Genomic DNA, 26,572 nt, shown 5'->3' on the forward strand with positions numbered 1-26,572 from the left:
ATCGGCAACCGATAACTATCGGCTGCTGAAGCACTCACCGAGAAGAGAGGCTTGAGAGGCACGGAAGCCCGCCAGGACCCGGAGGTCTCGGCGGCGGCGCCGCGCTCAGTGGCTGTCTTATAGGGCGGGCCATTGGCGGAGTCAACGCCATTCGTCAGCAAACCGTCGCATTTCTGCAAAGTGGCTGTCAGAGGGAAATAAACCAGCGATTTCAGCCACTCAGCCGTACTCAAGCCACAATCCTGAAGCGTTCTGCGGTCGGCGAACGCGAAAAAAGTTTCACGCGAACCGAATTTCGGGTCGTTTTTTTGGGGTCGATTTCCGGAGACGGACGGTTCCAGCGGTCGCCGCCATGACAATTTTGGGTCGAACGGCCGAATTTTTTGGTCGCGCGACCACCACGGTGCAGCGGCGGCTCTCTACAGAGGCCAATCTATAGAGAGACACTCTGCACAGCGGGGACAACGAATCGGCCGTGAGACAGCGGGCTCGTCATCGGCTAATTTCACGGCGCCGCGACGCTGGGGCGGGCGGCAGCGTGAGTATCGACAGTTGGGGGACGGCAGTTTGAGCCATCGGGCGCCACGTGCACATCATTATGGCCGCGGAATCGGGGCGATTGATCTTGGCCATGAGCCCCCGCTTTCGGTCGACGGCTCCGAAGCCGCGGTGATCGATCGTCGCCGCGTCTCGGTACAATGGTTCAGCGGCACGATTCTCACCGGCCTGTGCGGCGCAGCTTTGATCGGCGGCGCCGTTTTTGCGTCGCTCGACGGCGAGACCACCTTTGCCAAGATGCCGGAGCGAGTCGAAGCGGCGCTGCGCGGCGCGGTCGGCGCCAATGATAAAGCGACCGCGCTTCACAAAAGTGACCGGCTGCCGCCGCCGAGCGAATCCTCGGCCGCCCGCCAGGTGGTGCGGGTGTCCACGGTGACCCGAGTCGGCAGCCGCGACGTGGTCCGAGTCCGGCCCTTCATTCGAATCGCCGGCAACCTCGCGCTCAGCACCACCGATCTCAGCGCCAAAATTCCGCCGTTCAACGCCCAGCGCATGCTCACCGATGTCGGCACCTCGCCGGCGGCGAGCGCCGAAGACGCGCAAAACCCCGATGCGGTCGAGCCGGACGCCGAAGTCTCTTATGTGACCCGCGATCTTGGCACCGTGCTGCCCAAGGCCAAGATCGCCGCGGTGGTGGCGATCGACGAGGTGCTGCTGCGGGTGCGCGATGCCTCCAATTGGCGCGGCGGCGCTGGCGTCCGATACACCATGGCCAATGCCGGCGATGGCACCCAGAGCGACATCAAGCTCGCTTACGCCACCGAGGGCAATGTCGCCGCCGACCCCTATGCCGGTTTCGAAACCCGGATCGTTCCTGAAAACGTCACGCTGCTGCCGAAGACCAAAGACCAGACCACCGGCGGCAACCCAATCAACGAACGCACCGTCACCGTGAAGAAGGGTGACAGCATCGCCACCATCCTACGCGATCAAGGTGCCAGCCCCGACGACATTCGGGCGATCATGGCCACCCTTGGCGCCCGCGGCCGCGACGGCGGCCTGCGCGAAGGCCAGAAAGTCCGGATCCTGATGGTGCCGGCCGGCCCCGGCCAACGCCTGCAGCCCTACCGGGTGATGATCGCCAGCGAACAGACCGTGGAAGCGGTCGCGGCGCTGTCCGATCTTGGCCGCTATGTCGCGGTCGACGTGCAGAGCATGAACACGGTGGCGGAGACGCCGGAGACCAGCGAGGAAGAAGAGGAAGACGACGGCAGCGGCGTGCGGCTCTATCAGAGCATTTATGAGACCGCGATGCGCAACAAGGTGCCGTCCTCGGTGATCGAGGACATGGTCAAGATCTATTCCTACGACGTCGATTTCCAGCGCCGGGTGCAGGCCGGCGATTCCTTCGAGGTGTTTTTCGCCGGCGACGACGAAGCCACCGCGGTCACCGAGAAGAACGACGTGCTGTATGCCTCGCTCACCATCGGCGGCGAGACCAAGCGCTATTACCGCTTCCAGACCCCGGACGATTCGGTGGTCGATTTCTATGACGAGACCGGCAAGAGCGCGAAAAAGTTCCTGGTGCGCAAGCCGGTCAACACCGCGACCATGCGTTCCGGCTTCGGCGGCCGCCGTCACCCGATCCTCGGCTATGTGAAGATGCACACTGGCGTCGACTGGTCGACCGCCTACGGCACGCCGATCTTCGCCTCCGGCAACGGCGTGGTCGAAAAGGTCGGCTGGGAAGGCGGCTACGGCAAATATGTGCGGCTGAAGCACGCCAATGGCTATGAGACCGCCTACGGCCACATGTCGGCCTATGCCAAGGGCCTGGAAGTCGGCAAACGGGTGCGCCAGGGCCAGGTGATCGGCTTTGTCGGTTCGACCGGCCTGTCGACCGGCGCCCATGTCCATTACGAAATCCTGGTCAACGGCCGCTTTGTCGATCCGATGCGCGTCAAGCTGCCGCGCGGCCGCTCGCTGGAAGGCTCGATGCTGGCCAGCTTCGAGAAGGAGCGCGACCGGCTCGACGCCATGATGACCAATCGCGGCTCGCGGCTGTCGGAAGACCTGACCGCGCCGAGCACCGGCCGCAGCGCGGCGATGCAGACCCGCTCCGCCGCGCACTGACGCGGCGGCGGGGTCCTGATCAGAACTCCCCTACTCTCGTTCGTCCTTACTCTCATTCGTCATGCCCGCACTCGGCGCGGGCTGACGCGGCCCACTTGTCCTTCCCCTCTTATACCAACGGCTCCTGCCATTGACTCGTCATGCCCGCGCTTGTCGCGGGCATCCACGTCTTGAAAGCGGCGCAAGATCAAAGACGTGGATGGCCGGGACGGAGCCCGGCCATGACATGCGGATGGGTTGGTATCAATTTCCGTTGGTATTACGGTGTGACACCCACCCCTCTCCCCGCGAGCGGGGAGAGGGAGCAGGTTGTGCACGGCGGACGCGCTGCGCCTGACCACTCCCGCACCGGGGGAGCGAGAAAACGCCAATGGCCGGGACGAGGCCCGGCCATTGAGAGGTGTCGGTGGAGCCGACCGCTATTTGGGGATCAGCCGCCTCAGTGCAGCTTGCGCTTCGGCAGCCGCTGGCCGAGATCCTCGATATCGGCGGTGTGCGGCGGGGCGCCGTTGAAGGTCAGCACGCCGCCATCGGCGGAGATCGCGACCCGGTCGCCGTCCTTGACCGAACCGGCCAGCAGCATTTCGGCGAGCGGGTCCTGCACATTGCGCTGGATCACCCGCTTGAGCGGCCGGGCGCCATAGGCCGGGTCCCAGCCTTTTTCGGCGAGCCATTCGCGCGCGGCATCGTCGAGCTGCAGCACGATCTTGCGATCTTCGAGCAGCTTCTGCAGCCGGGCGAACTGGATTTCGACGATCCGCCCCATCTCACTCTTCTGCAGCCGGTGGAACAGGATGATCTCGTCGACCCGGTTCAGGAATTCCGGCCGGAAATGCGCGCGCACCATCGCCATCACCTGATCGCGCACCACCGAGGTATCCTCGCCTTCCGGCTGGTTCACCAAAAATTCCGAGCCGAGATTGGAGGTCATCACGATCAAGGTGTTGCGGAAATCGACCGTGCGGCCCTGACCGTCGGTGAGCCGGCCGTCATCGAGCACTTGCAGCAGCACGTTGAACACGTCCGGATGCGCCTTCTCGATCTCGTCGAACAGCACCACCTGATAGGGCCGGCGCCGCACCGCCTCGGTGAGCGCGCCGCCTTCGTCATAGCCGACATAGCCGGGAGGCGCGCCGATCAGCCGCGCGACCGAGTGCTTCTCCATGTATTCCGACATGTCGATGCGCACCATCGCGGTCTCGTCGTCGAACAGATATTCGGCCAGAGCTTTCGTCAGCTCGGTCTTGCCGACGCCGGTCGGGCCCAAAAACATGAACGAGCCCATCGGCCGGTTCGGGTCCTGCAACCCGGCGCGCGCGCGCCGCACCGCGGTCGAGACCGCATGCACCGCCTCGAACTGCCCGACCACGCGCTGCGCGAGCTGGTCTTCCATGCGCAGCAGCTTTTCCTTTTCGCCCTCCAGCATCTTGTCGACCGGCACGCCAGTCCAGCGCGACACCACCTGGGCGACATGGTTGGCGGTGACCGCCTCCTCGACCATTTCGCCGGAGCCGTCCTGGTCCTCGATCGCGGCCAGCTTCTTTTCCAGATCGGGAATCCGGCCATAGGCCAATTCGCCCGCACGCTGATATTCGCCGCGCCGCTGCGCGTCGGCCAGTTCAATGCGCAAGCCGTCGAGCTCGCTTTTCAGCTTCTGAGCATCGGACAGCTTGTTCTTTTCCGCGCTCCAGCGCGCCGACAAAGCGGCGGATTTTTCCTCAAGCTCGGCGAGCTCCTTCTCCAGCGTCTGCAGCCGGGTTTTCGAGCCGATATCGCTCTCTTTCTTGAGCGCCTCCTGCTCGATCTTCAGCCGCACGATCTCGCGATCCATGCTGTCGAGTTCTTCCGGCTTGGAATCGACCTGCATTTTCAGCCGCGCCGCGGCTTCGTCCATCAGGTCGATCGCCTTGTCCGGCAAGAAGCGGTCGGTGATGTAGCGGTTCGACAGCGTCGCGGCGGCGACCAGCGCCGAGTCGGCGATGCGCACGCCATGGTGCTGCTCGTATTTGTCCTTGAGGCCGCGCAGGATCGAGATGGTGTCCTCGACCGTCGGCTCGGTGACGAACACCGGCTGAAAGCGCCGCGCCAGCGCCGCGTCCTTCTCGACGTGCTTGCGATATTCATCGAGCGTGGTGGCGCCGATGCAATGCAGCTCGCCGCGCGCCAGCGCCGGCTTGAGCAGATTGGAGGCGTCCATCGCGCCGTCGGCCTTGCCGGCGCCGATCAAGGTGTGCATCTCGTCGATGAACAGGATGATGCTGCCTTCCGCCGCGGTGATCTCGCCGAGCACCGCCTTGAGCCGCTCCTCGAATTCGCCGCGATATTTCGCGCCGGCGATCATGGCGCCGAGGTCGAGCGACAGCAGCTTCTTGTCCTTCAAACTCTCCGGCACGTCGCCATTGAGAATGCGCAGCGCCAGCCCCTCGACAATCGCGGTCTTGCCGACGCCGGGTTCGCCGATCAGCACCGGGTTGTTCTTGGTGCGCCGTGACAGCACCTGAATGGTGCGGCGGATTTCCTCGTCGCGGCCGATCACCGGATCGAGCTTGCCGTCGCGCGCCGCCTGGGTCAGATCACGGGCGTATTTCTTCAGGGCATCATAGGCGTTTTCCGCGGTCGGCGAATCGGCGGTGCGGCCCTTGCGCAGCGCGTTGATGGCGCTGTTGAGATTTTGCGGCGTGACGCCGCCCTTGGCGAGCAGCTTGCCGGCTTCGCTGTCCTTGTCGAGTGCCAAGCCGAGCAGCAGTCGCTCCACCGTGACAAAGCCGTCGCCGGCCTTTTCTGCGGCCTGTTCGGCGGCGGTAAAGGCGCGCGCGGTATCGGGCGCCAGATAGACTTGGCCGGCGCCGGCACCGGAAACCTTTGGCAGCTTGTTCAGCGCCGCTTCGGTCGATTTCAGGATCGAGCGGGAATTGCCGCCGGAGCGGTCGATCAGACCGCCGGCCAATCCTTCCGGATCGTCGAGCAGCACTTTGAGAATGTGCAGCGCGGTAAACTGCTGATGCCCTTCGCGCATCGCCAGCGACTGCGCCGACTGGATGAAGCCCCGCGCCCGTTCGGTGTATTTTTCGATATTCATCTTTATGTCCCTCGGCCTGCCAGCAACGCCCAAAGGCACGTCACCGACATCTTCAGTGGGGATCCGCGGACCGCGTTGACGACCGTCAACCAGCCGTGGCCGTCGCCGGCATCGCACCGGCTTGCCCGAAATGTGGGCACGGTTTCCGCCGAAGGAAGGGGGCGCTTCACAAATTCGTGCGGCGGGCCTGATCCGAGGTCCAGCGGCCCGCCGCGCTTAGCTCAGCTCGACGGCAGCACGTAGGCATAGACCCGGCTGCGCGGATAGACCGACTCGGCGACCCGGCGGTTATGATTGCCCGACACCACGATCGGGTTGCCATTGGCATCGATGCCGCTGACCACGCCGACATGGCCGCCGCGCTTGCCGCGCGACATCACCGCGATGGCGCCGACCTGCGGGCCGGAGATGCGCTGGCCATAGCTCGCAAATGAGCGCGCCATGTCGGAGCCGGTGCCGCGCAGCCCCGCGCGCTCCAGCACCATGTTCATGAAGCGCGCGCACCACAGCCGCGAGCGGCCGGTCGGATTGCCGCCGAGATGGCGCCGCGCTTCCGCAACCAGGCCCGTGCTACCAAACCCGCCGTCATAGGACTGCGCCGCGCTTTCCGCGGACATGCTGTTGTAGCTGTCGCCGTAAGCAGACATCGAGGCCGGCGCCGCGCGCCGCGCAACATGGCGCATGCCGTGATGCCGATTGAAATGATGATGCCGCTGATGGGCATGATGGGTGTGAACGTGGCGTGCCGCGCCATGCTGCGGTCTTGCCGAGGCTGGTGCGGCCATCGCCGTGAGCACCGCCGAAAACAAAGCCAAAGTGGAGAAACGAACCAACCAACAAGACTTGCTGAACTCAACCATATTCGAAATCCTCATCAACACCCCCAGTTCCATCCAGCCTCCCCGGGCCGGACAACGCGGGCGCCTAATGCGATTCGCGGTGTGGCGAGATCAAGTCCCTAAGCGGGAGTTAACGGGCCCATTTCATGACAAATCATGCGTTGACTCTGCTAACATTCACGCTCTGAAACAGAAATTCGATTAACTATGACAAGTAAAGCAGGCGCGAAATACCTACGCTTTACACGCAATCGTCATCATCGCGTCGTGCTGCAAGTAACAGCGCGGCGCCATTGCTAGCCAAACGCACAACACGTCAGGCGCGATGATCAAGGAGTAACGACGTTGCCCGAGCCGGCTTCGTTCTTCTTCTGCGCGCGGCTGAGCAGAAACACGCCCTGCTCGCCGAACAGATTCCAGAACCACCACGGCGCGATCAGACGCAGCGGCCGGCCGTGACGATCAAGCGCCACCGCACGCTCCATCTTGACGTTGATCTCGTCGCACAGCCCGACGAAATCCTTGATGGTGCAGAAGTGAATGTTCGGCGTGTCGTACCAGGTCGCCGGCAGATTCTCGGTGCGCGGCATCTGACCGTGGATCAGTAGTTGCAGCCGCATATTGACGTAGCCGAAATTCGGAAACGACACGATCGCGCGCCGGCCGATGCGCAGCAGATGTTCCAGCACCACGCGCGGCTGCCGGGTCGCCTGCAGCGTCTGCGACAGGATCACATAGTCAAAGGCATCGTCGGGATATGCGGCGAGGTCGGTATCAGCATCGCCCTGCACCACCGCAAGGCCGCGCGCCACGCAGCGATTGACGCCTTCGCGCGATAGCTCGATGCCGCGGCCATCGACGCCGCGCGATTCCAGCAATTGCAAAAGGTCGCCTTCACCGCAGCCGACATCGAGCACTTTTGAGCCGGACTCGACCATGTCGGCGACCAACAGATGGTCGGCGCGGTAGCATTTCATCACCGTCGATGCCTCGAACGGCAGCGATTCCTGAACCGTCATCGTCAGCGCTCCTTGCGCGCCAGGCCGTTGGCCTTGTCGGCGGCCTGCAAAAAGGCCCGCGCGATGTCGATGAATTCCGGCACGTCGAGCAAAAAGGCGTCGTGGCCCTTGTCGGTCTCGATCTCGGCGAACGACACCCGCGCACCGCCGGCATTGAGGGCGTGCACGATCGAGCGCGATTCCGAGGTTGGAAACAGCCAGTCCGAGGTGAACGACACCACGCAGAACCGCGTCTTGGTGCCGCGGAACGCGCGCGCCAGCACGCCTTCATGGTCGGCGGCGATGTCGAAATAATCCATCGCGCGCGTCAGATAGAGATAGCTGTTGGCGTCGAACCGATCGACGAATGACGAGCCCTGATAGCGCAGATAGCTTTCGACCTGGAAATCGGCGTCGAACGAGAAAGTCGGCAAATCGCGATCCTGCATGCGCCGGCCGAATTTACGATGCAGCGCGGCGTCGGACAGATAGGTGATGTGCGCCGCCATGCGCGCCACCGCGAGGCCGCGATGCGGGCGCACGCCTTCATCATAATAGCGGCCGTGCAGCCAGTCGGGATCAGCCATCACCGCCTGGCGGCCGAGTTCGTGGAAGGCGATGTTTTGCGCGGAGTGGCGCGGCGCGCACGCCACCGCCAGCGCGGAGAACACCCGCTCCGGGAACGCCACCGACCATTGCAGCACCTGCATGCCGCCCATCGAGCCGCCAACCACGCAGAACAGCTTTTCGATGCCAAGCCGCTCGACCAGCATCGCCTGGGCGCGCACCATGTCGGGAATGGTGATCACCGGGAAATCCAGGCCCCACAGCTTGCCGGTGACCGGATTGGTCGAGGACGGCCCGGTCGAGCCCATGCAGCCGCCAAGCACATTGGAGCAGATGATAAAGTAGCGCTCCGGATCGATCGGCCGGCCCGGCCCGACCAGCGTCTGCCACCAGCCCGGCTTGCCGGTCACCGGATGGACATTGGCGACGTGCTGGTCCCCGGTCAGCGCATGGCAGATCAGGATGGCATTGCTCTTGTCGGCATTGAGCGTGCCGTAGGTCTGGTAGGCGATCTGAAACGGCGCGAGATCGACCCCGCAGTCGAGCTTGAGCGGCTGGTCGGTGCCGAACACCGCGACCTGCGAACTCGGATGGTCGGCTTCCCGGACCCGGTCCTCGTCCTGCTCCGGCTTGCCTCCGGGCTTGAACGCTTTGACACTTACCATCGTGACCCTGGCCTCCTTCGGAGGTTCCACAGCTGGATACCGCGGGTCATAAAAAACCCGGCCTGAACAAAGGTTCGGCCGGGACCCATATCCCCGGCCTTTTAGCGATTTGTTTAACGTGGCTGCAAGCCGGCCGGCTCAAATGACCACGGAGTAAGATGAATATAGGTGGCGCCACCGCCCCCCGTCAAGGCGAGCAGGCGCATGGCGGCTGCAACCCGCCGATAAGGTTCATGTTTTCTTTGCCTTCGACCGCCGTTTGACCGTAAGCAAAGCGGGCCCGGCCGGATGGTCTCCGCGCGGATCGGTCGGTGTCGTGCGCGCTCGCCGAAGGTTATCCCGATGTCCGAAATGCCGCCCTCCCCGCCGTCGCTGGCCGATCTGCGCCGCGAAATCGACGACATCGACGCTGAGGTGCACCGGCTGTTGATGCAACGCGGCGAGATCATCGACCGGCTGATCGCCGTGAAACAAACCCAGGAAGTCGGCTCGGCGTTCCGTCCGGCGCGCGAGGCCGACATGATGCGCCGCCTGGTGCAGCGCCATCACGGCATCCTGCCGCTGGATACCGTGGAGAGCATCTGGCGGGTGATCATCGCCACCTTTACTTATGTGCAGGCGCCGTTCTCGGTGCATGCCGACCTGTCGCTCGGCGAATCGGCGATGCGCGATTCCGCGCGCTTCCATTTCGGCTTCACCGTGCCGTTCGTGTCGCATTTCAGCGCCGCGGCCGCGGTCGAAGCCGTGGCGCATTCCAAGGGTGATCTGGCGCTGGTGTCGGCCACCTCCGGCCGCACGCCGTGGTGGATCGAGCTGGAAACGGCCGGCGCCCCCAAAATCATTGCAAGGCTGCCATTCGTGGAGCGCGCCGATCACCCGGCCGCGCTGCCGGTGTTCGTGGTGTCGCGGGTCGCCGATAGCGCCATGGTCACCGAGGTCGAGACCTGGAGCGTGCGCGTGTCCGGCTGGAATGCCGAGGTGGCGCGCGCCTTGTCGCCGCTCGCCGAAATCGTTGCGGTCCCTGATACCGCTATCGACGGCGCGGCGCTGCTGGTGTCGATCCCTGGCGATAGCGGCTTTGAGCCAATCAAGGCTGCGTTGATCGCTGCAGGGGCTTCTCTGCGCTCATCCGCTCTCGTCGGCAGCCATGCAAAGCGCTATACGGTGCCCCCGAACGGTGTGCCGCGACGCTGAAAGCCGTCGTCAATCTGGAGTTGAAGATGTCACGTCCCGTGCCGAATCCCGGCATTCTCGATATTGCGCCCTACACCCCTGGCAAGAGCCCGGTCGCCCGGCCCGGCCAAAAGGTGTTCAAGCTCTCCGCCAACGAAACGCCGTTCGGCCCCTCGCCGCACGCGATCGAGGCTTATAAGAGCGCGGCCGATCATCTCGAGGATTATCCGGAAGGCTCCTCGCGCGTGCTGCGCGAGGCGATCGGCAAGGCCTATGGACTCGATCCGGACCGCATCATCTGCGGCGCCGGTTCGGACGAAATCTTGAATCTGCTGGCGCACACGTATCTCGCGCCCGGCGATGAGGCGATTGCCACCACCCACGGTTTTCTGGTGTACCCGATCGCCACCATGGCGAACGGCGCCAAGACCGTGGTGGCCGAGGAACACGACCTGACCACCGACGTCGATGCGATCCTGGCCAAGGTGTCGCCGCGTACCAAGCTGGTGTGGCTCGCCAACCCGAACAACCCGACCGGCACCTACATCCCGTTCGATGAGATCAAGCGGCTGCGCGCCGGCCTGCCCGAGCATGTCGTGCTGGTGCTCGACGCCGCCTATGCCGACTACGTGTCGCGCAACGACTATGAGATGGGCATCGAGCTGGTGTCGACCACGGAAAACACCGTGCTGACCCACACCTTCTCCAAGATCCACGGTCTGGCGGCGCTGCGCATCGGCTGGATGTTCGGCCCGGCCAATATCGTCGATGCCGTGAACCGCATCCGCGGCCCGTTCAACGTCTCGGTGCCGGCGCAGCTCGCCGCGATCGCCGCGATCCAGGACACCGCGCATGTCGAGAAGTCGCGCACCCACACCGAAAACTGGCGCAACCGCCTCACCGAGGAGCTGACCAAGATCGGGCTCACGGTGACGCCGAGCGTGACCAATTTCGTGCTGATGCATTTCCCGACCACGCCGGGCAAGACCGCGGCCGAGGCCGATGCGTTCCTGACCGAGCGCGGCCTGGTGCTGCGCGGGCTGAACAATTACGGCCTGCCCAATGCGCTGCGCATGACGATCGGCACCGACGAAGCCAACGCGCTGGTGATCGAGGCTTTGGCTGACTTCATGGCGCGGCCATGATCGACACGCCGATGTTCTCGCGGCTGGCGCTGATCGGCTTCGGCCTGATCGGCGGCTCGATCGCGCGGGCCGCGCGAGCTCAGGGACTGGTCGGCGAAATCGTCGCCACCGCGCGCTCGGCGGCGACGCGCGAGCGCGTCCAGGAACTCGGCATTGTCGACCGCGTGGTCGAGAGCAATGCCGAGGCGGTCAAGGACGCCGATCTGGTGATCCTGTGCATTCCGGTCGGCGCCTGCGGCGCCGCCACGGAAGAAATCGCAGCTTCGCTGAAGCCGGGCGCGATCGTGTCCGACGTCGGCTCGGTGAAGGCGGCGGTGGTGCGGGCGATGGCCGAACATCTGCCGGCCAATGTCCATTTTGTGCCGGCGCATCCGGTGGCGGGCACCGAGGATTCCGGTCCCGATTCCGGCTTTGCCGAGCTGTTCATCAACCGCTGGTGCATTCTGACGCCGCCGGACGGCACCGATGCCGACGCGGTCGAGAAACTGGCGGCGTTCTGGCGCGCGATCGGCGCCAATGTCGAGGTCATGACGCCCGAGCACCACGATCTGGTGCTGGCGGTGACCAGCCATCTGCCGCATCTGATCGCCTACACGATCGTCTCCACCGCCGACGAATTGGAAGACGTAACCCGCTCGGAAGTGCTGAAATTCTCGGCCGGCGGTTTCCGCGACTTCACCCGTATCGCGGCGTCGGACCCGACCATGTGGCGCGACGTGTTCTTGAACAACAAGGATGCGGTGCTGGAGATGCTCGGCGAATTCCAGGAGGATTTGTCGAAGCTAACCCGCGCGATCCGGCGCGGCGACGGCGAGACCTTGTTCGATCACTTCACGCGCACCCGGGCGATCCGGCGCGGCATTGTCGAGATCGGTCAGGACGACGCGGCGCCCGACTTCGGCCGCAAGCAGCCGCAACTGGCGAAGAAGGCGTAACGCCCGCCGCTGTTCGCAAACGATCGTCGCCTCCCTCAATCAATGGCGGAGGCGACGCGCGGACCGAGCGCCACAGAGCGCCTATATAAAGCGCACGACATAATGAGAGCTGCCATGACGACGTTTACGCTGGCGCACCTGTCTGATGTGCATTTTCCGCCGCTGCCAGCGGTGCGGCTGCGTGAACTCGCCAATAAGCGCGTGCTCGGCTACCTGAACTGGATCAAGAACCGCCACGCCATTCATCGCCGCGAGGTGCTGGACGGCTTGGTCGCCGACATCAAGGCGCACGCGCCCGACCAGATCGCGGTCACCGGCGATCTCGTCAATCTGGCGCTGGAACAGGAATACGCCCCGGTGGCGCGCTGGCTGACCGAGCTCGGAACGCCGGACCAGGTCACGGTGGTGCCGGGCAATCACGACGCCTATGTGCTGTCGACTCAGCACCGCTTTGCCGAAGCGTTCGGCGATTATCTGCGCGGCGACGATTATGACGGCGTGCCGGAATTTCCGTTCGTGCGCTGCCGCGGGCCGCTGGCGCTGATCGCGCTGTCGAGCGCGGTGCCGACCGCGCCTTTGATGGCGTCCGGCCGGCTCGGCGCGGCGCAGCTCGCGGCGCTGGAGCGGCTGCTGGCGCAGCTCGCCGGCGAAACACTGTTCCGCGTGGTGCTGATCCATCATCCGCCGACCGCGAAGTCGCGCCAAAAATGGCTGAGCGACGCGCCGCAACTATTGGCGCTGCTGCGCCGCTACGGCGTCGAGCTGGTGCTGCATGGTCATGACCATGTGCATTCGACGGTGTGGGTCGAGGGGCCGCGTGCGCCGATTCCAGTGGTCGGGGTGCCGTCGGCCTCGGCGCTGCCGCACGGTCATCATCCCGGCGCGGCCTATAATCTGTTCGCGATCGAGCGCGATAACGACAGTTGGCACTGCACCCATACGGTGCGCGGCTATCGCGATGCCTTAAGCATCACGGAACTGCGGCATAGCCCGCTCGCGCCGCCGCAGCACTAATACTAGCAGCGGCCATTGATACCAACCACTTCGCAAGTCATGGCCGGGCTTCGTCCCGGCCATCCACGTCTTTGTTCTTGCAGCGCTTTCAAGACGTGGATACCCGCGACAAGCGCGGGCATGACGGGTCAATGGGAGGAGCTGCTGGTATAATTTATCAGCCCCTGCAGCGGAGGGGCTTACAAAAGCCGACGACCCCACCCGCGCAGGCGGATGGGGCCGTCAGTCCTTGGACGTCTTCTTCTTAGCTGTGTTTACGTTCGGATCAGGCCGGAACGCGCTGCGGTTCTTCCACGATCGAGAAGCGGACCGCCCCGCGGTGCCGGTTCTCCTCCGAGAGCGCCTTCCAGGCCTCTTCGGCCTCCTTGCGCGTCTTGAAGGGACCCTTCACCTGGGCCGAGCCTTCCACGAGCTTGTGGAAGTTCATCGAACCGAACTCGCCGCCAATCACCCAGAAGTTGCTGCCCGTCATGGTCCTTCTCCTACTTAGCTGAATTGATTCATCGTATTGTGGGCGCCGCCGGCCTTCAAAGCGGCCTCGCCGGCGAAGTATTCCTTGTGGTCGTCGCCGATATCGGAGCCGGCCATATTCTGATGCTTCACGCAGGCGATGCCCTGACGGATCTCCTGGCGCTGAACGTTCTTCACGTAACCCAGCATGCCCTGCTCGCCGAAATACTCCCTGGAGAGATTGTCGGTCGACAGCGCCGCGGTGTGATAGGTCGGCAGCGTGATCAGATGGTGGAAGATGCCGGCCCGCTTGGCCGCGTCCGCCTGGAACGTGCGGATGCGCTGATCGGCTTCGATCGCCAGCGGCGTATCGTCATATTCCACCTTCATCAGCTCGGCGCGGTTGTACTGGCTGACATCCTTCCCTTCCGCCTGCCAGGCATCATAGACCTGCCAGCGGAAGTTCAGCGTCCAGTTGAACGACGGCGAGTTGTTGTAGACCAGCTTGGCGTTCGGGATCACCTCACGGATGCGATCGACCATGCCGGCGATCTGCTGGATGTGCGGCTTCTCGGTTTCGATCCAGAGCAGGTCGGCGCCGTTCTGCAACGAGGTGATGCAGTCGAGCACGCAGCGATCCTCACCAGTGCCGGGGCGGAACTGATAGAGATTGCTGGCCAGCCGCTTCGGACGCAGCAGCTTGCCATTGCGGCTGATGACGACATCGCCATTGCCGACCTTGGAGACATCGACTTCCTCGCAATCGAGGAAGCTGTTGTACTGGTCGCCGATGTCGCCGGGCTGATGGCTGACCGCGATCTGCTGGGTCAGGCCAGCGCCGAGCGAGTCGGTGCGGGTGACGATGATGCCGTCTTCGACGCCAAGCTCGAGGAAGGCGTGACGGATCGCGCGAACCTTGGCCAGGAACACGTCATGCGGCACAGTGACCTTGCCGTCCTGATGGCCGCACTGCTTCTCGTCCGAGACCTGGTTCTCGATCTGCAGCGCGCAGGCGCCCGCTTCGATCATCTTCTTGGCGAGCAGATAGGTCGCCTCGGCATTGCCGAAGCCGGCGTCGATGTCGGCGATCACCGGCACGACATGGGTCTGGAAGGTGTCGATCTTCTCGATCAGCGCCGCTTCCTTGGCCTTGTCGCCTTCCTTGCGGGCGGCGTCGAGCTGACGGAAGATGTCGTTCAGTTCGCGCGTGTCGGCCTGACGCAGGAAGGTGTACAGCTCTTCGATCAGCGCCGGCACCGAGGTCTTCTCGTGCATCGACTGGTCGGGCAGCGGGCCGAACTCGGAACGCAGCGCCGCAACCATCCAGCCGGACAGGTACAGATAGCGCCGGTCGGTCTTGCCGCCGAAATGCTTCTTGATCGAGATCAGCTTCTGCTGCGCGATGAAGCCGTGCCAGCAGCCGAGCGACTGGGTGTACTTGGTCGGATCGGCGTCATAGGCCGCCATGTCGGCACGCATCACGGCCGCGGTGTAACGCGCGACGTCGAGGCCGGTCTTGAAGCGGTTCTGCAGCCGCATCCGCGCCACGGCTTCGGCTTTCACACCATTCCACGTGGGCTTGTCCTTGAGGAGCGCCTCGGCCGCCTCGATCTCGCTCTGATAACCCCGGATGGCCAGATCGCTGATCCCGCGTGGCTGAAAATTCATGTTCCTGATCCCTTCGGTAACGACAAACCCGCAGCGCCCCTTGGTCGGGGCGACTTTCGTGACATTGCTCTGCAGAACGTGCCGACAACTAAACGCAACTGGCGGCCTGTCGTACAGCCCTCTTGCGAGCGAATGGTGATGTCATGTAACTACAATACATGTAACGACTGTAATTTTGTCAGTTTTGTAAAACGTACATGGGGCGCATCGCATGGTGGGCGATTCAGGTAAGAAGCTGTTCGTGGGCCCAAGGTTCCGCCGACTGCGCCAGCAACTGGGCCTGTCGCAGACCCAGATGGCCGAGGGCCTTGGGATTTCTGCGAGCTATATCAATCTGATAGAGCGAAACCAGCGCCCGGTCACCGCGCAGATTCTGCTCAAATTGGCTGAGAACTACGACCTGGATTTGCGGGACCTAGCTACCGCTGACGAGGATCGGTTCTTCGCCGAGCTGAACGAGATTTTCTCCGACCCGCTGTTCCGGCAGATCGATCTGCCCAAGCAGGAACTGCGCGATTTGGCCGAATTGTGCCCCGGGGTCACACATTCGTTACAACGCTTGTATGCGGCTTACATCGAGGCGCGGCGCGGCGAGACCCTGGCCGCGCAGATGGCCGACCGCGACGAGGGCCACCGTTTCGAGACCAATCCGATCGAGCGGGTGCGCGACCTGATCGAAGCCAACCGCAATTATTTCCCGGAGGTCGAGCAGGCGGCGGAAAAGCTGCGCGACGAACTGAACGTGCCGGCCCAGGACCTGTTCGTGGCGATCTGCGACCGGCTGCGCGAGCGGCACTCGATCGTAACCCGGATCATGCCGGTGGAAGTGATGCGCGAAACGCTGCGCCGGTTCGACCGTCACCGCCGGCAATTGTTGATCTCGGAGCTGATCGACTGGCCGGGCCGGGTGTTTCAGATCGCGTTTCAGACCGGACTGTCGGAATTCGGCGCGGTGTTTGACAACGTCGCCAGCCGCGCAACGGGCGTTGATGATACCGCGCGCCAGCTCTACCGAATTACCTTGGCGAACTACTTCGCCGCTGCGGTGATGATGCCCTACAGCGCGTTTCACGCCGCCGCCGAAACGCTGAACTACGACGTGCACGTGCTGGCGCAGCGTTTTAACGCCGGCTTCGAGCAGATCTGCCACCGCCTGACCACGCTGCAACGGCCGACCGCGCGCGGCGTGCCGTTCTTCATGCTGCGCGTCGACAATGCCGGCAACGTCTCGAAGCGCTTTTCATCCGGCACCTTCCCGTTCTCAAAGTTCGGCGGCACCTGCCCGCTCTGGAATGTTCACTCATCTTTCGACACCCCGGACCGGCTGTTGAAACAGGTGATCGAACTGCCGGACGGTAGCCGCTACTTCTCGATCGCGCAGATGGTGCGCCGTCCGGTGGCGCCGCATCCCAAGCCGCAGCCGCGTTTTGCGATCGGTCTCGGCTGCGAAATCCGGCACGCCTCCAAGCTGATCTATGCCGCGGGCATGGACCTCGACAAAGAGGAAGGCACGCCGATCGGCGTCAACTGCCGGCTGTGCGAACGCGAGCATTGCAGCCAGCGCGCCGAACCGCCGATCACCCGCACGCTGGTGCTCGACGAGACCACGCGCCGCGCGACCTCGTTCGCCTTCTCCAATGCACGGGAGCTGTAGTATTCGCTGGTCATAAAGCGCTGCATGGCAGAAGCTGACAACAACATAGCGGCGGTGCTATCCATGAACCGTCGTGCGTCGTGATTTGGATTGCTGCCATGAGCCTGACCGTCCGAGAACTCGAGATCACCGAATTCGACCTCGTGCTTGATTACTTCCATGACGCCACGCCGGAATTCTTGGAGTCGATGGGCGTCGACCCGACCCGGATCCCCGACCGGCAGAGTTGGCGCGAACGCTTTCGCGGCGACAGCGCGCTGCCGGTCAGCCAGCGCAGCGCGATCGTGCTGCTGTGGCTGATGGACGGCCGCCCGGTGGGGTTTTCAAGCTGCGACAAGATCAAGGTCGGCGAGCGCGCCAACATGCACCTGCACATCCTCGCCCCGGATGGCCGCAACAAGGGCATCGGCACCGAATTCGTGCGCAAGAGTGTCGACTATTATTTCGACAAGCTACAGCTCAAGACACTGTTCTGCGAGCCCAACGCCTTCAACGTCGCGCCGAACCGCACGCTGCAAAAGGCCGGCTTCAAATATCTCAAGACCCATATGACGGTCCCGGGCAGCTTGAGCTACCATCAGGCCGTCAACCGCTGGGCCATCAGCCGCTGATTGGCGCGCCGCCAAGCAAGCTTGACCCGGTGCGGCCGGCCGACAACAGTCGCAATCAGCGTCGGCACCGGCCGACTTATCGGCATGAGGGGAGATCGATGGCGCGGCGCTTAGCAACGATCCGATCGGTCGCTTTATGGATCGCCGTGCCGCTGGCAGCGGCGTTGACGCTCTCGGCTCCCGCACAGGCACAGCGCGGCGCCAGTTGCCATGGCGGCCAGAGTTTTGAGCAATTTTTGGCCGGGCTGAAACGCGCCGCAGCTGCCGAAGGTGTGTCACAGCGCGCGCTGGCAGTGGCCGCGCCTTACCTCGTTTATGACCAGGGCATCGTCAATCGCGACCGCGGCCAGCGGGTGTTCGGCCAATTGTTCACCGAGTTTGCGCGGCGGATGGCCGCCGATTACCGGATGCAGCAGGGCCAGGCCCGCATCAAGACTTATGCCGCGGCGTTCACACGCGCCGAGCGCGACTATGGCGTGCCGCCGGCGGTGATCGCCGCATTCTGGGGCCTCGAGAGCGATTTCGGCGCTAATATGGGTAATCTGCCGACGCTGCGTTCGCTGGTGTCGCTGGCCTATGATTGCCGCCGCTCGCAGATGTTCCAGGGCGAGACCATCGCCGCGCTGAAAATCATCGATCGCGGCGACCTTTCGCCGCCTGAGATGATCGGCTCCTGGGCCGGCGAACTCGGCCAGACCCAGTTTCTGCCGACGCATTATTTCAACTACGCGGTCGATTATGACGGCGACGGCCGCCGTGACATGCTGCGCAGCGCCCCGGATGTGATCGGCTCGACCGCCAATTACATCGCCACCGGCCTGAAATGGCGGCGCGGCGAACCCTGGCTGCAGGAAGTGCGGGTCGCCGCCACCGTGCCCTGGGATCAGGCCGACCTCACCATCAAGCATCCGCGCTCGCAATGGGCGGATTGGGGCGTGCGCTTCGCCGATGGCCGGCCGCTGCCCCATGATGAGCTGCCGGCATCGCTGCTGCTGCCGATGGGCCGCAATGGTCCGGCGTTTTTGGCCTATGCCAATTTCGGCGCTTATACCGAGTGGAACAATTCGCTGATCTACGCCACCACCGCGGGATATCTCGCCACACGGATTGCCGGCGCGGCGCCGATGCGGATGCCGAGCCAGCCGGTGCCGCAACTGCCGTTCAATGAACTGCGCGAATTGCAGCAATTGCTGGTGCGCGCTGGTTATAACGTCGGCAAGATCGATGGCGTGATGGGCCAGCAGAGCCGCAGCGCCGTGAAAGCGATGCAGATCAAATACGGCCTGCCCGCCGATTCCTGGCCGACCGCGGAATTATTGGCGCGGATGCGCGGCACCGCGCCGAGCGCCGATGCCACCGCAGCCCCAGCGCCGCGCGCGGCAACCAAACGGACGGCACCAGCGCGCCCCTCGCCCTAGCGGCGGCGTGCGACGGCAGAAGCACTTTCCTCCTGGCTGCAAATTGCATTAGGCTCCGGGCCAACAAAAACCCGGAGGAACACCCGTGCGCTCAATGTCGATTGTCGCCGCCGTCATGATGATGGCCGGCGCTGCTCATGCGGACGATCTCAAGGTCGCGCTGATCTATGGCAAGACCGGCCCGCTCGAAGCCTATGCCAAGCAGACCGAGATCGGACTGCGCATGGGGTTTGAATACGCCACCAAAGGCACGATGACCGTCGATGGTCGCAAGATCGTCATCATCACCAAGGACGACCAGAGCAAACCCGACCTTTCCAAAGCCGCTCTCGCCGAAGCCTATCAAGACGACGGCGCTGATATCGCGATCGGCACCTCGTCATCGGCGGCGGCGCTCGCTGATCTGCCGGTCGCCGAAGAGAACAAGAAGATTCTGATCGTCGAGCCGGCGGTCGCCGACCAGATCACTGGCGAGAAGTGGAATCGCTACATTTTCCGCACCGGCCGCAACTCATCGCAGGACGCGATCTCAAACGCGGTCGCGATCGGCAAGCCCGGCGTCACGGTGGCGACGCTGGCGCAGGACTATGCGTTCGGCCGCGACGGCGTCGCCGCGTTCAAGGAAGCGCTGAGCAAAACCGGCGCCACGCTGGCGGCCGAGGAATATGTACCGACCACCACCACCGACTTCACCGCGGCCGGGCAGCGGCTGTTCGATGCGCTCAAGGACAAGCCGGGTAAGAAGATCATCTGGGTGATCTGGGCCGGCGCTGGCGATCCGCTCACCAAGCTGCAGGACATGGACCCGAAGCGCTACGGCATCGAGCTGTCGACCGGCGGCAACATCCTGCCGGCGCTCGCCGCCTATAAGCGGCTGCCGGGCATGGAGGGCGCGACCTATTACTACTACGCCATCCCCAAGAACCCGGTGAATGACTGGCTGGTGACCGAGCATCAGAAGCGTTTTAACGCGCCGCCGGACTTCTTCACCGCGGGCGGCTTCTCCGCGGCGATGGCGACCGTGGCCGCCGTCAGCAAGGCCAAATCCACCGACACTGACAAGCTGATCGCGGCGATGGAGGGCCTGGAGTTCGACACGCCGAAGGGCAAGATGATGTTCCGCAAGGAAGACCATCAGGCGCTGCAGAGCATGTATCACTTCAAGGTCAAGGTCGATCCCGAACTGGCCTGGGCGGTGCTGGAGCCGGTGCGCGAGCTCAAGATCGAGGAGATGGACATCCCGATCAAGAACAAGCGGTGAGTCTCTCCCTCTCCCCGCTGCGCGGGGAGAGGGCTGGGGTGAGGGGCATGGCACGGCCGGACACACGGGCCAGCGCTCGACCGCGTCGCTAACGCCCCCTCACCCGATCGGCTTCGCTGCGCTCCGCCGACCGACCTCTCCCCGCACGCGGGGAGAGGTGAATGCGGCCTTGCTTGTGACGGACTCGCCCATGACCATCCTCGAAACGACCACCCTCGAAACCCAAAACCTCACCATCCGCTTTGGCGGCCATGTCGCCGTCAATGCGGTGAGCTGCACGTTCCGGCCTGGTGAACTGACCGCGATCGTCGGTCCGAACGGCGCCGGCAAGACCACCTATTTCAACCTGATCTCCGGACAGCTGCGGCCAAGCGAGGGCCGCATTCTGTTTGATGGCCGCGACATCACCACTATGAGCGCGCCGCTGCGCACCCGCGCCGGGCTTGGCCGCGCCTTTCAGCTCACCAATCTGTTTCCGAATTTGTCGGTCGAGGAAAACGTCCGGCTCGCGGTGCAGGCGCAGAGCGGCGTGCATTACGACATGCTGCGGCCCTGGCGCACGCGCCGCGATCTGATCGAACGCGCCGACGCCATTCTCGACAGCGTCGCGCTCGGTGGCCGGCGCGCGGTTGCCGCCACCATGCTGTCGCATGGCGATCAGCGCAAACTGGAAGTGGCGCTGATGATGGCGCTGCAGCCCAAAGTGTTCATGTTCGACGAGCCGACCGCGGGCATGAGCGTCGATGAAGTGCCGGTGGTGCTCGATCTGATCGCCCGGCTCAAACAGGACCCGTCCAAGATCATTCTGCTGGTCGAGCACAAGATGGACGTGGTGCGCTCGCTCGCCGACCGCATCATCGTGCTGCACAATGGCGAGCTGGTCGCCGACGGCAAACCGGCCGAGGTGATCGCCTCGCCGATCGTGCAGGAGGCCTATCTCGGCGTCACGCATAAGCGGAGCGCGGCGTGATGGTGCTGCGAGATGCGACGGTGCAGATGTCGAGAGTTCTGATGTTGGTAACACCGCTTTCGATGTGGCCAACGCCCCTTCCCCGCATGCATGCGCGCTCCCTCCCCCTTGCGGGGAGGGCTGGGGTGGGGGTCCACAACGGGAGCCTCGCTTCAGGGCACCCCCACCCCCGACCCCTCCCCGCAAGGGGGAGGGGAGAAGACGACGCAACGAATAAATCCATGCGCCCCGCGGCAAACGCCACCACGAGGGGAGTGCCGCATGACTGAGCTGCTGACACTCTCCGGCGTGCATACGCATATCGGCCGCTATCACATTCTGCAGGGCGTCGATGCCGTGGTGCCGCAGGGACAGACCACGATGCTGCTCGGCCGCAACGGCGCCGGCAAGACCACCACGCTGCGCACCATCATGGGGCTGTGGCCAGCTTCCAGCGGCACCATCACGCTCGCCGGACGGCGCATCGACGCGATGGCGACGCCCGACATCGCCCGGCTCGGCGTCGGCTATGTGCCCGAAACCATGGCGGTGTTTTCCGATCTGACCGTGAAGGAAAACCTGGTGCTGGCGGCGCGGGGCGGCCCCCCGGACGGCGAGCGGCTGCAATGGATTTTTGGCTTCTTCCCGGCGCTGCGCAAATTCTGGCTGTCACGCGCTGGCGCGCTGTCCGGCGGCCAGAAGCAGATGCTGTCGATCGCGCGCGCCATCGTCGAGCCGCGACAATTGCTGCTGATCGACGAGCCGACCAAGGGGCTAGCGCCAGCGATCGTCGGCGCGCTGATCGACTGCTTCGCCGAGCTGAAGCGCAGCGGTGCCACCATTTTGCTGGTGGAGCAGAATTTTCACGCCGCGCGCGAGATCGGCGACCGCGTGCTGGTGATGGACAATGGCCGCATCGTGCATCGCGGCGACATGGCGGAACTCACCGACGACGTCGCGCTGCAGGAGCGGCTGCTCGGCCTCAGCCTGGAGTCGCATCAGTGATGAGAGCGACCGCCCTCTCCCCGTCATTGCGAGCGAAGCGAAGCAATCCAGAGCTTCATGCACTGAGCTGGATTGCTTCGTCGCTTGCGCTCCTCGCAATGACGGAAACGTCGACCAACAGTGGCGTGAACGCATGACCGACATCCCCGCCTCCACCGCCGCCGAGCCGCTGCCCAAACCGCCGCGCGATCTCGTGCCATTGCTGCTGCCGGTGCTGCTGGCGCTGGTGGTGTGGCCGCTGATCGGCTCCAGCTCGACCTGGGTGACGCTGACCTTCGCCAGCCTGGCGATGGGCATGATGATCTTCATCATGGCCTCGGGCCTGACGCTGGTGTTCGGCCTGATGGACGTGCTGAATTTCGGCCACGGCGCCTTCATCGCACTCGGCGCCTATCTGGCGACGCTGGTGCTGCTGCCGCTGGCGTCGCTGTCGCAGGCCGAATCGATCTGGCTCAATCTCGCGGTGCTGCTGCCGGCGGCGCTGGCCGCGATGGCGGCGTCGGGCGCGCTTGGCCTGGTGGTCGAGCGGGTGCTGATCCTGCCGGTCTATGGCCAGCACCTCAAACAGATCCTGATGACCACTGGCGGGCTGATCGTCGCCGAACAGGCGCTCTATGCGCTGTGGGGGCCGCAGATCATTCCGCTGCCGCTGCCGGCCGCGCTGCGCGGTTCGTTCATCATCGGCGATGTCGCGATCTCGAAATATCGCCTGCTGGCGATGCTGGTCGGACTAGCGATCTTCATCGCGATCCAACTGGTGCTGATGCGCACCAAGATCGGGCTGTTGATCCGCGCCGGGGTGGAAAACCGCGAGATGGTGGAAGCGCTCGGCTATCGGATTCGGCGGCTGTTTCTCGGCGTGTTCATGGTCGGCTCGGCGCTGGCCGGGCTCGGCGGCGTGATGTGGGCGCTGTATCGCGAGCAGGTCCATGCCTCGATGGGCAATGAGCTGACCGTGCTGGTGTTCATCGTGGTGATCATCGGCGGGCTCGGCTCGATCGGCGGCTGCTTCATCGGCGCCATTCTGGTGGCGATGGTCGCCAATTACGGCGGCTTCCTGATCCCAAAGCTGGCGCTAGTCTCCAACATCCTGCTGATGGTCGCGATCCTGATGTGGCGGCCGCGCGGGCTTTATGCGGTGACAAGTCGATGATGATCCTGTCCGGAGACCCGCCGCGCAGCCGGCTGCTCAGCGCGCTGCTGATCGTGATCGTGGCCGCGCTGGCGCTGGCGCCGTTCCTGTTCCCCGGCGCCAAGCCGCTCAATGTCGCCGCCAAAATCTGCATCTTCGCGGCGCTGGTGGCGTCCTACGATCTGCTGCTCGGCTATACCGGCAGCGTGTCGTTCGCGCACACGATGTTCTATGGCATTGGCAGTTATGCGATCGCGATCGCGCTCTACACGCTCGGGCCGAGCTGGGGCGCGGTCGGCGCCGGGCTGATGATCGGGCTGCCGCTGGCGGCGCTGCTGGCGCTCGCGATCGGGCTGTTTTCGCTGCGCGTCGAGGCGATATTCTTTGCGATGATCACGCTGGCGGTGGCGTCCGCATTCCTGGTGCTGGCCTCGCAATTGTCATGGCTGACCGGCGGCGAGGATGGCCGCAGTTTTCAGCTGCCCGAACTGCTGCGGCCCGGCACGGTGTTCGTGAAGAACGTGTTCGGCATCACCATCAACGGCCGGATTCTGACCTATTATCTGGTGTTCATCGGCTGCGCGGCGATGATCCTTGCCCTGTTGCGGGTGGTGAACTCGCCGTTCGGCCGGGTGCTGCAGGCCGTGCGCGAAAACCGCTTTCGCGCCGAAGCGCTCGGCTATCGCACCGTGTTCCACCTCACTTACGCCAATTGCCTGGCCGCGCTGGTCGCGGCCTGCGCCGGCGCGCTCAACGCCATGTGGCTGCGCTATGCCGGGCCCGACACCTCGCTGTCATTCGCCATCATGCTCGACATTCTGCTGATGGTGGTGATCGGCGGCATGGGCACGATCTATGGCGCGATCGTCGGCGCCACCATCTTCATCCTGGCGCAAAACTATTTGCAGGCGCTGATGGGCCTCGCCTCCAGCGCCGCGCTCGACGCCGGCGTGCCGCTGCTGCCCGGGCTCTTGCATCCCGATCGCTGGCTGTTGTGGCTCGGCGCGCTGTTCATCGCCAGCGTCTATTTCTTCCCGACCGGGATCGTCGGCCGGCTGCGCGGGGCATCGAAGCCGGCGGAGTAGGCCGACGAAGGTCGTGCGGGCGGAGCGTCGAGGCGGATCGTGCCGAATAATTCCAGCTTCGCGCTTTGGTTGCCGCTTCTCACCTCCGAGAGATTGAAGACAAGGCCATCACTCAGCGGATGGCTGCATGACGTCGGCATTATATTGCATATTTGCATCTGCGATACTTCTCGGGCATTCACTCGCTGCGGTAAAATAGGAAGTCCTCTCTGCGCTCGATCAATAGCCGTGTGCAGCGCACAAAGTATCCTGTTGCCGCTGAACAGGCGCCCTCCCATATTCGGCGCCTTTGTCGACCTAGGACATTCTCCCTACCCCAGCACCACTTTCTGCTGCGGCAGGCGAGGATCGTCCGACGAAACAGGAAGTTGAAATGATGCTGCTCTTGGTCCTCACCGCAATCGCGTTCGTCGCCACCGCTGTGGTTGGGCGCGTGCTGGCCGCCTCTGCGCCGGAAGGCAGATTGTACTGCCAGACGGCAGGTGCCGCTTCGATGGTGGTCGGGCCGTTCATCACGCTGGTCGCCGCCTTCGTGCTCGGCAAGGCCGGCATCGGCGGCGAAGTGCTCGACGCTACCGCCACCCTAAGCGCCGCCGCTCTGCCGGCGTTCGGCACGCTGTTCGTCGGCCCGATCGCGTTCTGGTTCTTCCGCCGCCAGCGCCGCACGGTTGCGGCTGCCTGAGGATCTCACACCCGCCGCGAACAGACTGCGTTCGTGGCGCTTGGTTCGGCGGCGATCCCACGCCGCCGAACATCAGGCCGGAGGAAATAGTCCCGGCTGAGCCGCATATCCGGCACGCCCGTTTTGCATCGAGCTGGATTTTCGAGATCCGCCCTTCGCATCTTCATGCCGATGCATCTATTTTCGGCAGGGCCATTGTGTTTCCGGTTATGGGCCCCAAGTTCCAGGCATCGTAACTGTCCAGGACGGTCCCATGTCAAATTCCAAGCTTTTCGAGCCCTACCAGCTCGGCCCGATCAACCTCGCCAACCGCACCGTGATGGCGCCTCTGACCCGCAACCGCGCCGTGCCGGGCAGTCTGGTGCCGAGTCCGCTGGCGGCGGAATATTACGGCCAGCGCGCCAGCGCCGGCCTGCTGATCACCGAGGCCAGCCAGATTTCGCAACAGGGCCAGGGCTATCAAGACACCCCCGGCATCTATTCCAAGGAGCAGATCGCCGGCTGGCGCACCGTGACCGACGAGGTGCATCAGCGCGGCGGCAAGATCTTCATCCAGCTCTGGCATGTCGGCCGCATCTCCCACACCGAGCTGCAGCCCAGCAACGCCGCGCCGGTGGCGCCCTCGGCGCTGCGTGCCAACACCAAAACCTTTGTCGGCGGCCGCTTTGTCGAGGTCTCGACGCCGCGCGCGCTCGAAGCGTCGGAAATCCCCGGCATCATCGACGCCTATCGCCAGGCCGCCGCCAACGCGATCGCAGCCGGCTTTGACGGCGTCGAGATTCACGGCGCCAATGGCTATCTGCTCGATCAGTTCGCCCGCGACAGCAGCAACCAGCGCACCGACGCCTATGGCGGCTCGATCGAGAACCGCGCCCGGCTGATGCTCGAGGTCGCCGCGGCGGTCGCCAACGAAATCGGCCCCGAGCGCACCGGCATCCGCATCTCGCCGGTGAGCCCGGCCAACGACATCGCCGACAGCAACCCGCAGGCGCTGTTCGACTACATTGTCGATCAGCTCGCCGCGCTCAAGCTGGTCTATCTGCATGTGGTCGAAGGCTCGACCGGCGGGCCGCGCGACAATCTGCCGTTCGACTACGGCTCGCTGCGCAAGCGCTTTGGAGGCACCTACATCGCCAATAACGGCTATGACCTCGCGCTCGCCAACGAGGTGCTGGGCCGCAACGCCGCCGATCTGATCGCGTTCGGCAAACCGTTCATCTCCAACCCCGATCTGGTGGAACGGTTCAAGCGCGGCGCGCCGCTCAACGCGCCGGACCAGTCGACCTTCTATGGCGGCGGCGCCAAGGGGTACACCGACTACCCGACCCTGGAGTCGCTGCAGGCAGCGCAGTAGCTCCACTAAAGGCGCATTAAGTCTGCCCCAACACGTCATTCCGGGATGCGCGGAGTGAGCCCACCCAACAACGTCATTCCGGGATGCGCGCCGCTGGCGCGCAGACCCGGAATCCCGAGCTTGGTGCGATGGCTCATCATTGAGCGGCAATAACGAGCGCCGAGATTCCTGTATCTGCGGAGTGCTGGTGCACAGTCAGCGCGACGGAGGCCGCTCGGTAGATTCCCGGCCGATCATCTCGCCGTAACCCGGTGCGG

Annotated in this window: 22 protein-coding genes and 1 riboswitch; of the genes, 15 read left to right on the top strand and 7 right to left on the bottom strand. The window is 64.2% G+C overall.

Going from position 1 to position 26,572, the window contains the following annotated elements; translation table 11 throughout:
- The coding region (locus BJ122_RS19475) for a hypothetical protein (RefSeq protein WP_210205473.1) at positions 1-233 on the bottom strand (233 nt) is incomplete at its 3' end.
- A 334-nt stretch (positions 234-567) separates the two neighbouring features.
- Between BJ122_RS19475 and BJ122_RS17735 the strand changes: the two genes are divergently transcribed.
- The gene (locus BJ122_RS17735; RefSeq protein ID WP_181418992.1) at positions 568-2,631 is read left to right on the top strand and encodes a peptidoglycan DD-metalloendopeptidase family protein; all 2,064 of its coding nucleotides are present in this window, start codon (positions 568-570) and stop codon (positions 2,629-2,631) included.
- A 439-nt stretch (positions 2,632-3,070) separates the two neighbouring features.
- On the opposite strand, the gene clpB is transcribed toward BJ122_RS17735, so the two are convergent.
- From clpB to metX, 4 genes are all read right to left on the bottom strand, one after another.
- Entirely contained in the window at positions 3,071-5,710 is a 2,640-nt protein-coding gene (gene clpB, locus BJ122_RS17740; protein WP_110782567.1) for an ATP-dependent chaperone ClpB, read from the bottom strand.
- A gap of 221 nt (positions 5,711-5,931) precedes the next feature.
- Positions 5,932-6,585 carry a TIGR02594 family protein gene (locus tag BJ122_RS17745; protein ID WP_110782598.1) on the bottom strand — a complete coding sequence of 218 codons (654 nt, stop codon included), beginning with the start codon at positions 6,583-6,585 and terminating at the stop codon, positions 5,932-5,934.
- 293 nt (positions 6,586-6,878) lie between these two features.
- A complete protein-coding gene (metW, locus tag BJ122_RS17750) occupies positions 6,879-7,568 on the bottom strand; it encodes a methionine biosynthesis protein MetW (protein WP_110782569.1) in 690 nt (229 codons plus the stop codon).
- A gap of 2 nt (positions 7,569-7,570) precedes the next feature.
- Positions 7,571-8,779, bottom strand: a complete 1,209-nt coding sequence (gene metX, locus BJ122_RS17755; protein ID WP_110782571.1) for a homoserine O-acetyltransferase MetX — start codon at positions 8,777-8,779, stop codon at positions 7,571-7,573.
- Positions 8,780-8,860: 81 nt separating this feature from the next.
- A riboswitch (SAM riboswitch) is annotated at positions 8,861-8,939 on the bottom strand.
- Positions 8,940-9,121: 182 nt separating this feature from the next.
- Here metX and BJ122_RS17760 point away from each other — a divergent pair.
- The 4 genes from BJ122_RS17760 (at position 9,122) to BJ122_RS17775 (ending at position 13,046) form a co-directional block, all read left to right on the top strand.
- On the top strand, positions 9,122-9,973 hold the full coding sequence (locus BJ122_RS17760; protein WP_110782573.1) for a chorismate mutase: 852 nt from the start codon (positions 9,122-9,124) through the stop codon (positions 9,971-9,973).
- A 26-nt stretch (positions 9,974-9,999) separates the two neighbouring features.
- A complete protein-coding gene (gene hisC, locus BJ122_RS17765; protein WP_110782600.1) occupies positions 10,000-11,097 on the top strand; it encodes a histidinol-phosphate transaminase in 1,098 nt (365 codons plus the stop codon).
- Positions 11,094-12,032 (top strand): prephenate/arogenate dehydrogenase family protein, encoded by a 939-nt coding sequence (locus tag BJ122_RS17770; RefSeq protein ID WP_181418993.1) that lies wholly within the window; start codon positions 11,094-11,096, stop codon positions 12,030-12,032. The genes hisC and BJ122_RS17770 overlap by 4 nt, the downstream gene beginning before the upstream one ends.
- 114 nt (positions 12,033-12,146) lie before the next feature.
- Positions 12,147-13,046 (top strand): metallophosphoesterase family protein, encoded by a 900-nt coding sequence (locus tag BJ122_RS17775; protein ID WP_110782575.1) that lies wholly within the window; start codon positions 12,147-12,149, stop codon positions 13,044-13,046.
- A 265-nt stretch (positions 13,047-13,311) separates the two neighbouring features.
- On the opposite strand, the gene BJ122_RS17780 is transcribed toward BJ122_RS17775, so the two are convergent.
- A complete protein-coding gene (locus tag BJ122_RS17780) occupies positions 13,312-13,518 on the bottom strand; it encodes a DUF4170 domain-containing protein (RefSeq protein ID WP_027279085.1) in 207 nt (68 codons plus the stop codon).
- A gap of 14 nt (positions 13,519-13,532) precedes the next feature.
- Positions 13,533-15,164: an isocitrate lyase gene (locus BJ122_RS17785; RefSeq protein ID WP_110782577.1), complete on the bottom strand. Its 1,632-nt coding sequence runs from the start codon at positions 15,162-15,164 to the stop codon at positions 13,533-13,535.
- Between the two features lie 211 nt (positions 15,165-15,375).
- Between BJ122_RS17785 and BJ122_RS17790 the strand changes: the two genes are divergently transcribed.
- The 10 genes from BJ122_RS17790 to BJ122_RS17835 all read left to right on the top strand — a co-directional run bounded on the left by BJ122_RS17790 (position 15,376) and on the right by BJ122_RS17835 (position 26,315).
- Positions 15,376-16,818, top strand: coding sequence for a helix-turn-helix domain-containing protein (locus BJ122_RS17790; protein WP_110782579.1), 1,443 nt, complete (start codon positions 15,376-15,378; stop codon positions 16,816-16,818).
- 98 nt (positions 16,819-16,916) lie between these two features.
- The gene (locus BJ122_RS17795) at positions 16,917-17,429 is read left to right on the top strand and encodes a GNAT family N-acetyltransferase (RefSeq protein ID WP_110782581.1); all 513 of its coding nucleotides are present in this window, start codon (positions 16,917-16,919) and stop codon (positions 17,427-17,429) included.
- Positions 17,430-17,527: 98 nt separating this feature from the next.
- The gene (locus BJ122_RS17800) at positions 17,528-18,847 is read left to right on the top strand and encodes a lytic murein transglycosylase (RefSeq protein ID WP_110782583.1); all 1,320 of its coding nucleotides are present in this window, start codon (positions 17,528-17,530) and stop codon (positions 18,845-18,847) included.
- A 94-nt stretch (positions 18,848-18,941) separates the two neighbouring features.
- The gene (locus tag BJ122_RS17805; protein WP_245407788.1) at positions 18,942-20,108 is read left to right on the top strand and encodes a substrate-binding domain-containing protein; all 1,167 of its coding nucleotides are present in this window, start codon (positions 18,942-18,944) and stop codon (positions 20,106-20,108) included.
- Positions 20,109-20,298: 190 nt separating this feature from the next.
- Complete coding sequence (locus tag BJ122_RS17810) at positions 20,299-21,078, top strand: ABC transporter ATP-binding protein (RefSeq protein WP_110782586.1); 780 nt, start codon at positions 20,299-20,301, stop codon at positions 21,076-21,078.
- A 261-nt stretch (positions 21,079-21,339) separates the two neighbouring features.
- The gene (locus tag BJ122_RS17815; RefSeq protein ID WP_110782588.1) at positions 21,340-22,062 is read left to right on the top strand and encodes an ABC transporter ATP-binding protein; all 723 of its coding nucleotides are present in this window, start codon (positions 21,340-21,342) and stop codon (positions 22,060-22,062) included.
- Between the two features lie 133 nt (positions 22,063-22,195).
- Positions 22,196-23,215: a branched-chain amino acid ABC transporter permease gene (locus BJ122_RS17820; RefSeq protein ID WP_110782590.1), complete on the top strand. Its 1,020-nt coding sequence runs from the start codon at positions 22,196-22,198 to the stop codon at positions 23,213-23,215.
- Positions 23,212-24,279, top strand: a complete 1,068-nt coding sequence (locus BJ122_RS17825) for a branched-chain amino acid ABC transporter permease (protein WP_181418994.1) — start codon at positions 23,212-23,214, stop codon at positions 24,277-24,279. Before BJ122_RS17820 ends, BJ122_RS17825 begins: the two co-directional genes overlap by 4 nt.
- Positions 24,280-24,652: 373 nt before the next feature.
- Positions 24,653-24,961 carry a reaction-center light-harvesting complex 1 protein PufW gene (gene pufW / locus BJ122_RS17830; RefSeq protein ID WP_110782594.1) on the top strand — a complete coding sequence of 103 codons (309 nt, stop codon included), beginning with the start codon at positions 24,653-24,655 and terminating at the stop codon, positions 24,959-24,961.
- Between the two features lie 253 nt (positions 24,962-25,214).
- Entirely contained in the window at positions 25,215-26,315 is a 1,101-nt protein-coding gene (locus tag BJ122_RS17835; RefSeq protein ID WP_110782596.1) for an alkene reductase, read from the top strand.
- The last annotated feature ends 257 nt before the right edge of the window (positions 26,316-26,572 follow it).

The sequence above is a fragment of the Rhodopseudomonas faecalis genome, assembly GCF_003217325.1.
In the GTDB taxonomy this organism is placed as follows: Bacteria; Pseudomonadota; Alphaproteobacteria; order Rhizobiales; family Xanthobacteraceae; genus Rhodopseudomonas; species Rhodopseudomonas faecalis.

Coding starts and splice junctions, on each gene's coding strand:
- clpB (WP_110782567.1), bottom strand. CDS start 5,710: ATGAATATCGAAAAATACACCGAACGGGCGCGGGGCTTCATCCAGTCG.
- BJ122_RS17745 (WP_110782598.1), bottom strand. CDS start 6,585: ATGAGGATTTCGAATATGGTTGAGTTCAGCAAGTCTTGTTGGTTGGTT.
- metW (WP_110782569.1), bottom strand. CDS start 7,568: ATGACGGTTCAGGAATCGCTGCCGTTCGAGGCATCGACGGTGATGAAA.
- metX (WP_110782571.1), bottom strand. CDS start 8,779: ATGGTAAGTGTCAAAGCGTTCAAGCCCGGAGGCAAGCCGGAGCAGGAC.
- BJ122_RS17760 (WP_110782573.1), top strand. CDS start 9,122: ATGTCCGAAATGCCGCCCTCCCCGCCGTCGCTGGCCGATCTGCGCCGC.
- hisC (WP_110782600.1), top strand. CDS start 10,000: ATGTCACGTCCCGTGCCGAATCCCGGCATTCTCGATATTGCGCCCTAC.
- BJ122_RS17770 (WP_181418993.1), top strand. CDS start 11,094: ATGATCGACACGCCGATGTTCTCGCGGCTGGCGCTGATCGGCTTCGGC.
- BJ122_RS17775 (WP_110782575.1), top strand. CDS start 12,147: ATGACGACGTTTACGCTGGCGCACCTGTCTGATGTGCATTTTCCGCCG.
- BJ122_RS17780 (WP_027279085.1), bottom strand. CDS start 13,518: ATGACGGGCAGCAACTTCTGGGTGATTGGCGGCGAGTTCGGTTCGATG.
- BJ122_RS17785 (WP_110782577.1), bottom strand. CDS start 15,164: ATGAATTTTCAGCCACGCGGGATCAGCGATCTGGCCATCCGGGGTTAT.
- BJ122_RS17790 (WP_110782579.1), top strand. CDS start 15,376: ATGGTGGGCGATTCAGGTAAGAAGCTGTTCGTGGGCCCAAGGTTCCGC.
- BJ122_RS17795 (WP_110782581.1), top strand. CDS start 16,917: ATGAGCCTGACCGTCCGAGAACTCGAGATCACCGAATTCGACCTCGTG.
- BJ122_RS17800 (WP_110782583.1), top strand. CDS start 17,528: ATGGCGCGGCGCTTAGCAACGATCCGATCGGTCGCTTTATGGATCGCC.
- BJ122_RS17805 (WP_245407788.1), top strand. CDS start 18,942: ATGTCGATTGTCGCCGCCGTCATGATGATGGCCGGCGCTGCTCATGCG.
- BJ122_RS17810 (WP_110782586.1), top strand. CDS start 20,299: ATGACCATCCTCGAAACGACCACCCTCGAAACCCAAAACCTCACCATC.
- BJ122_RS17815 (WP_110782588.1), top strand. CDS start 21,340: ATGACTGAGCTGCTGACACTCTCCGGCGTGCATACGCATATCGGCCGC.
- BJ122_RS17820 (WP_110782590.1), top strand. CDS start 22,196: ATGACCGACATCCCCGCCTCCACCGCCGCCGAGCCGCTGCCCAAACCG.
- BJ122_RS17825 (WP_181418994.1), top strand. CDS start 23,212: ATGATGATCCTGTCCGGAGACCCGCCGCGCAGCCGGCTGCTCAGCGCG.
- pufW (WP_110782594.1), top strand. CDS start 24,653: ATGATGCTGCTCTTGGTCCTCACCGCAATCGCGTTCGTCGCCACCGCT.
- BJ122_RS17835 (WP_110782596.1), top strand. CDS start 25,215: ATGTCAAATTCCAAGCTTTTCGAGCCCTACCAGCTCGGCCCGATCAAC.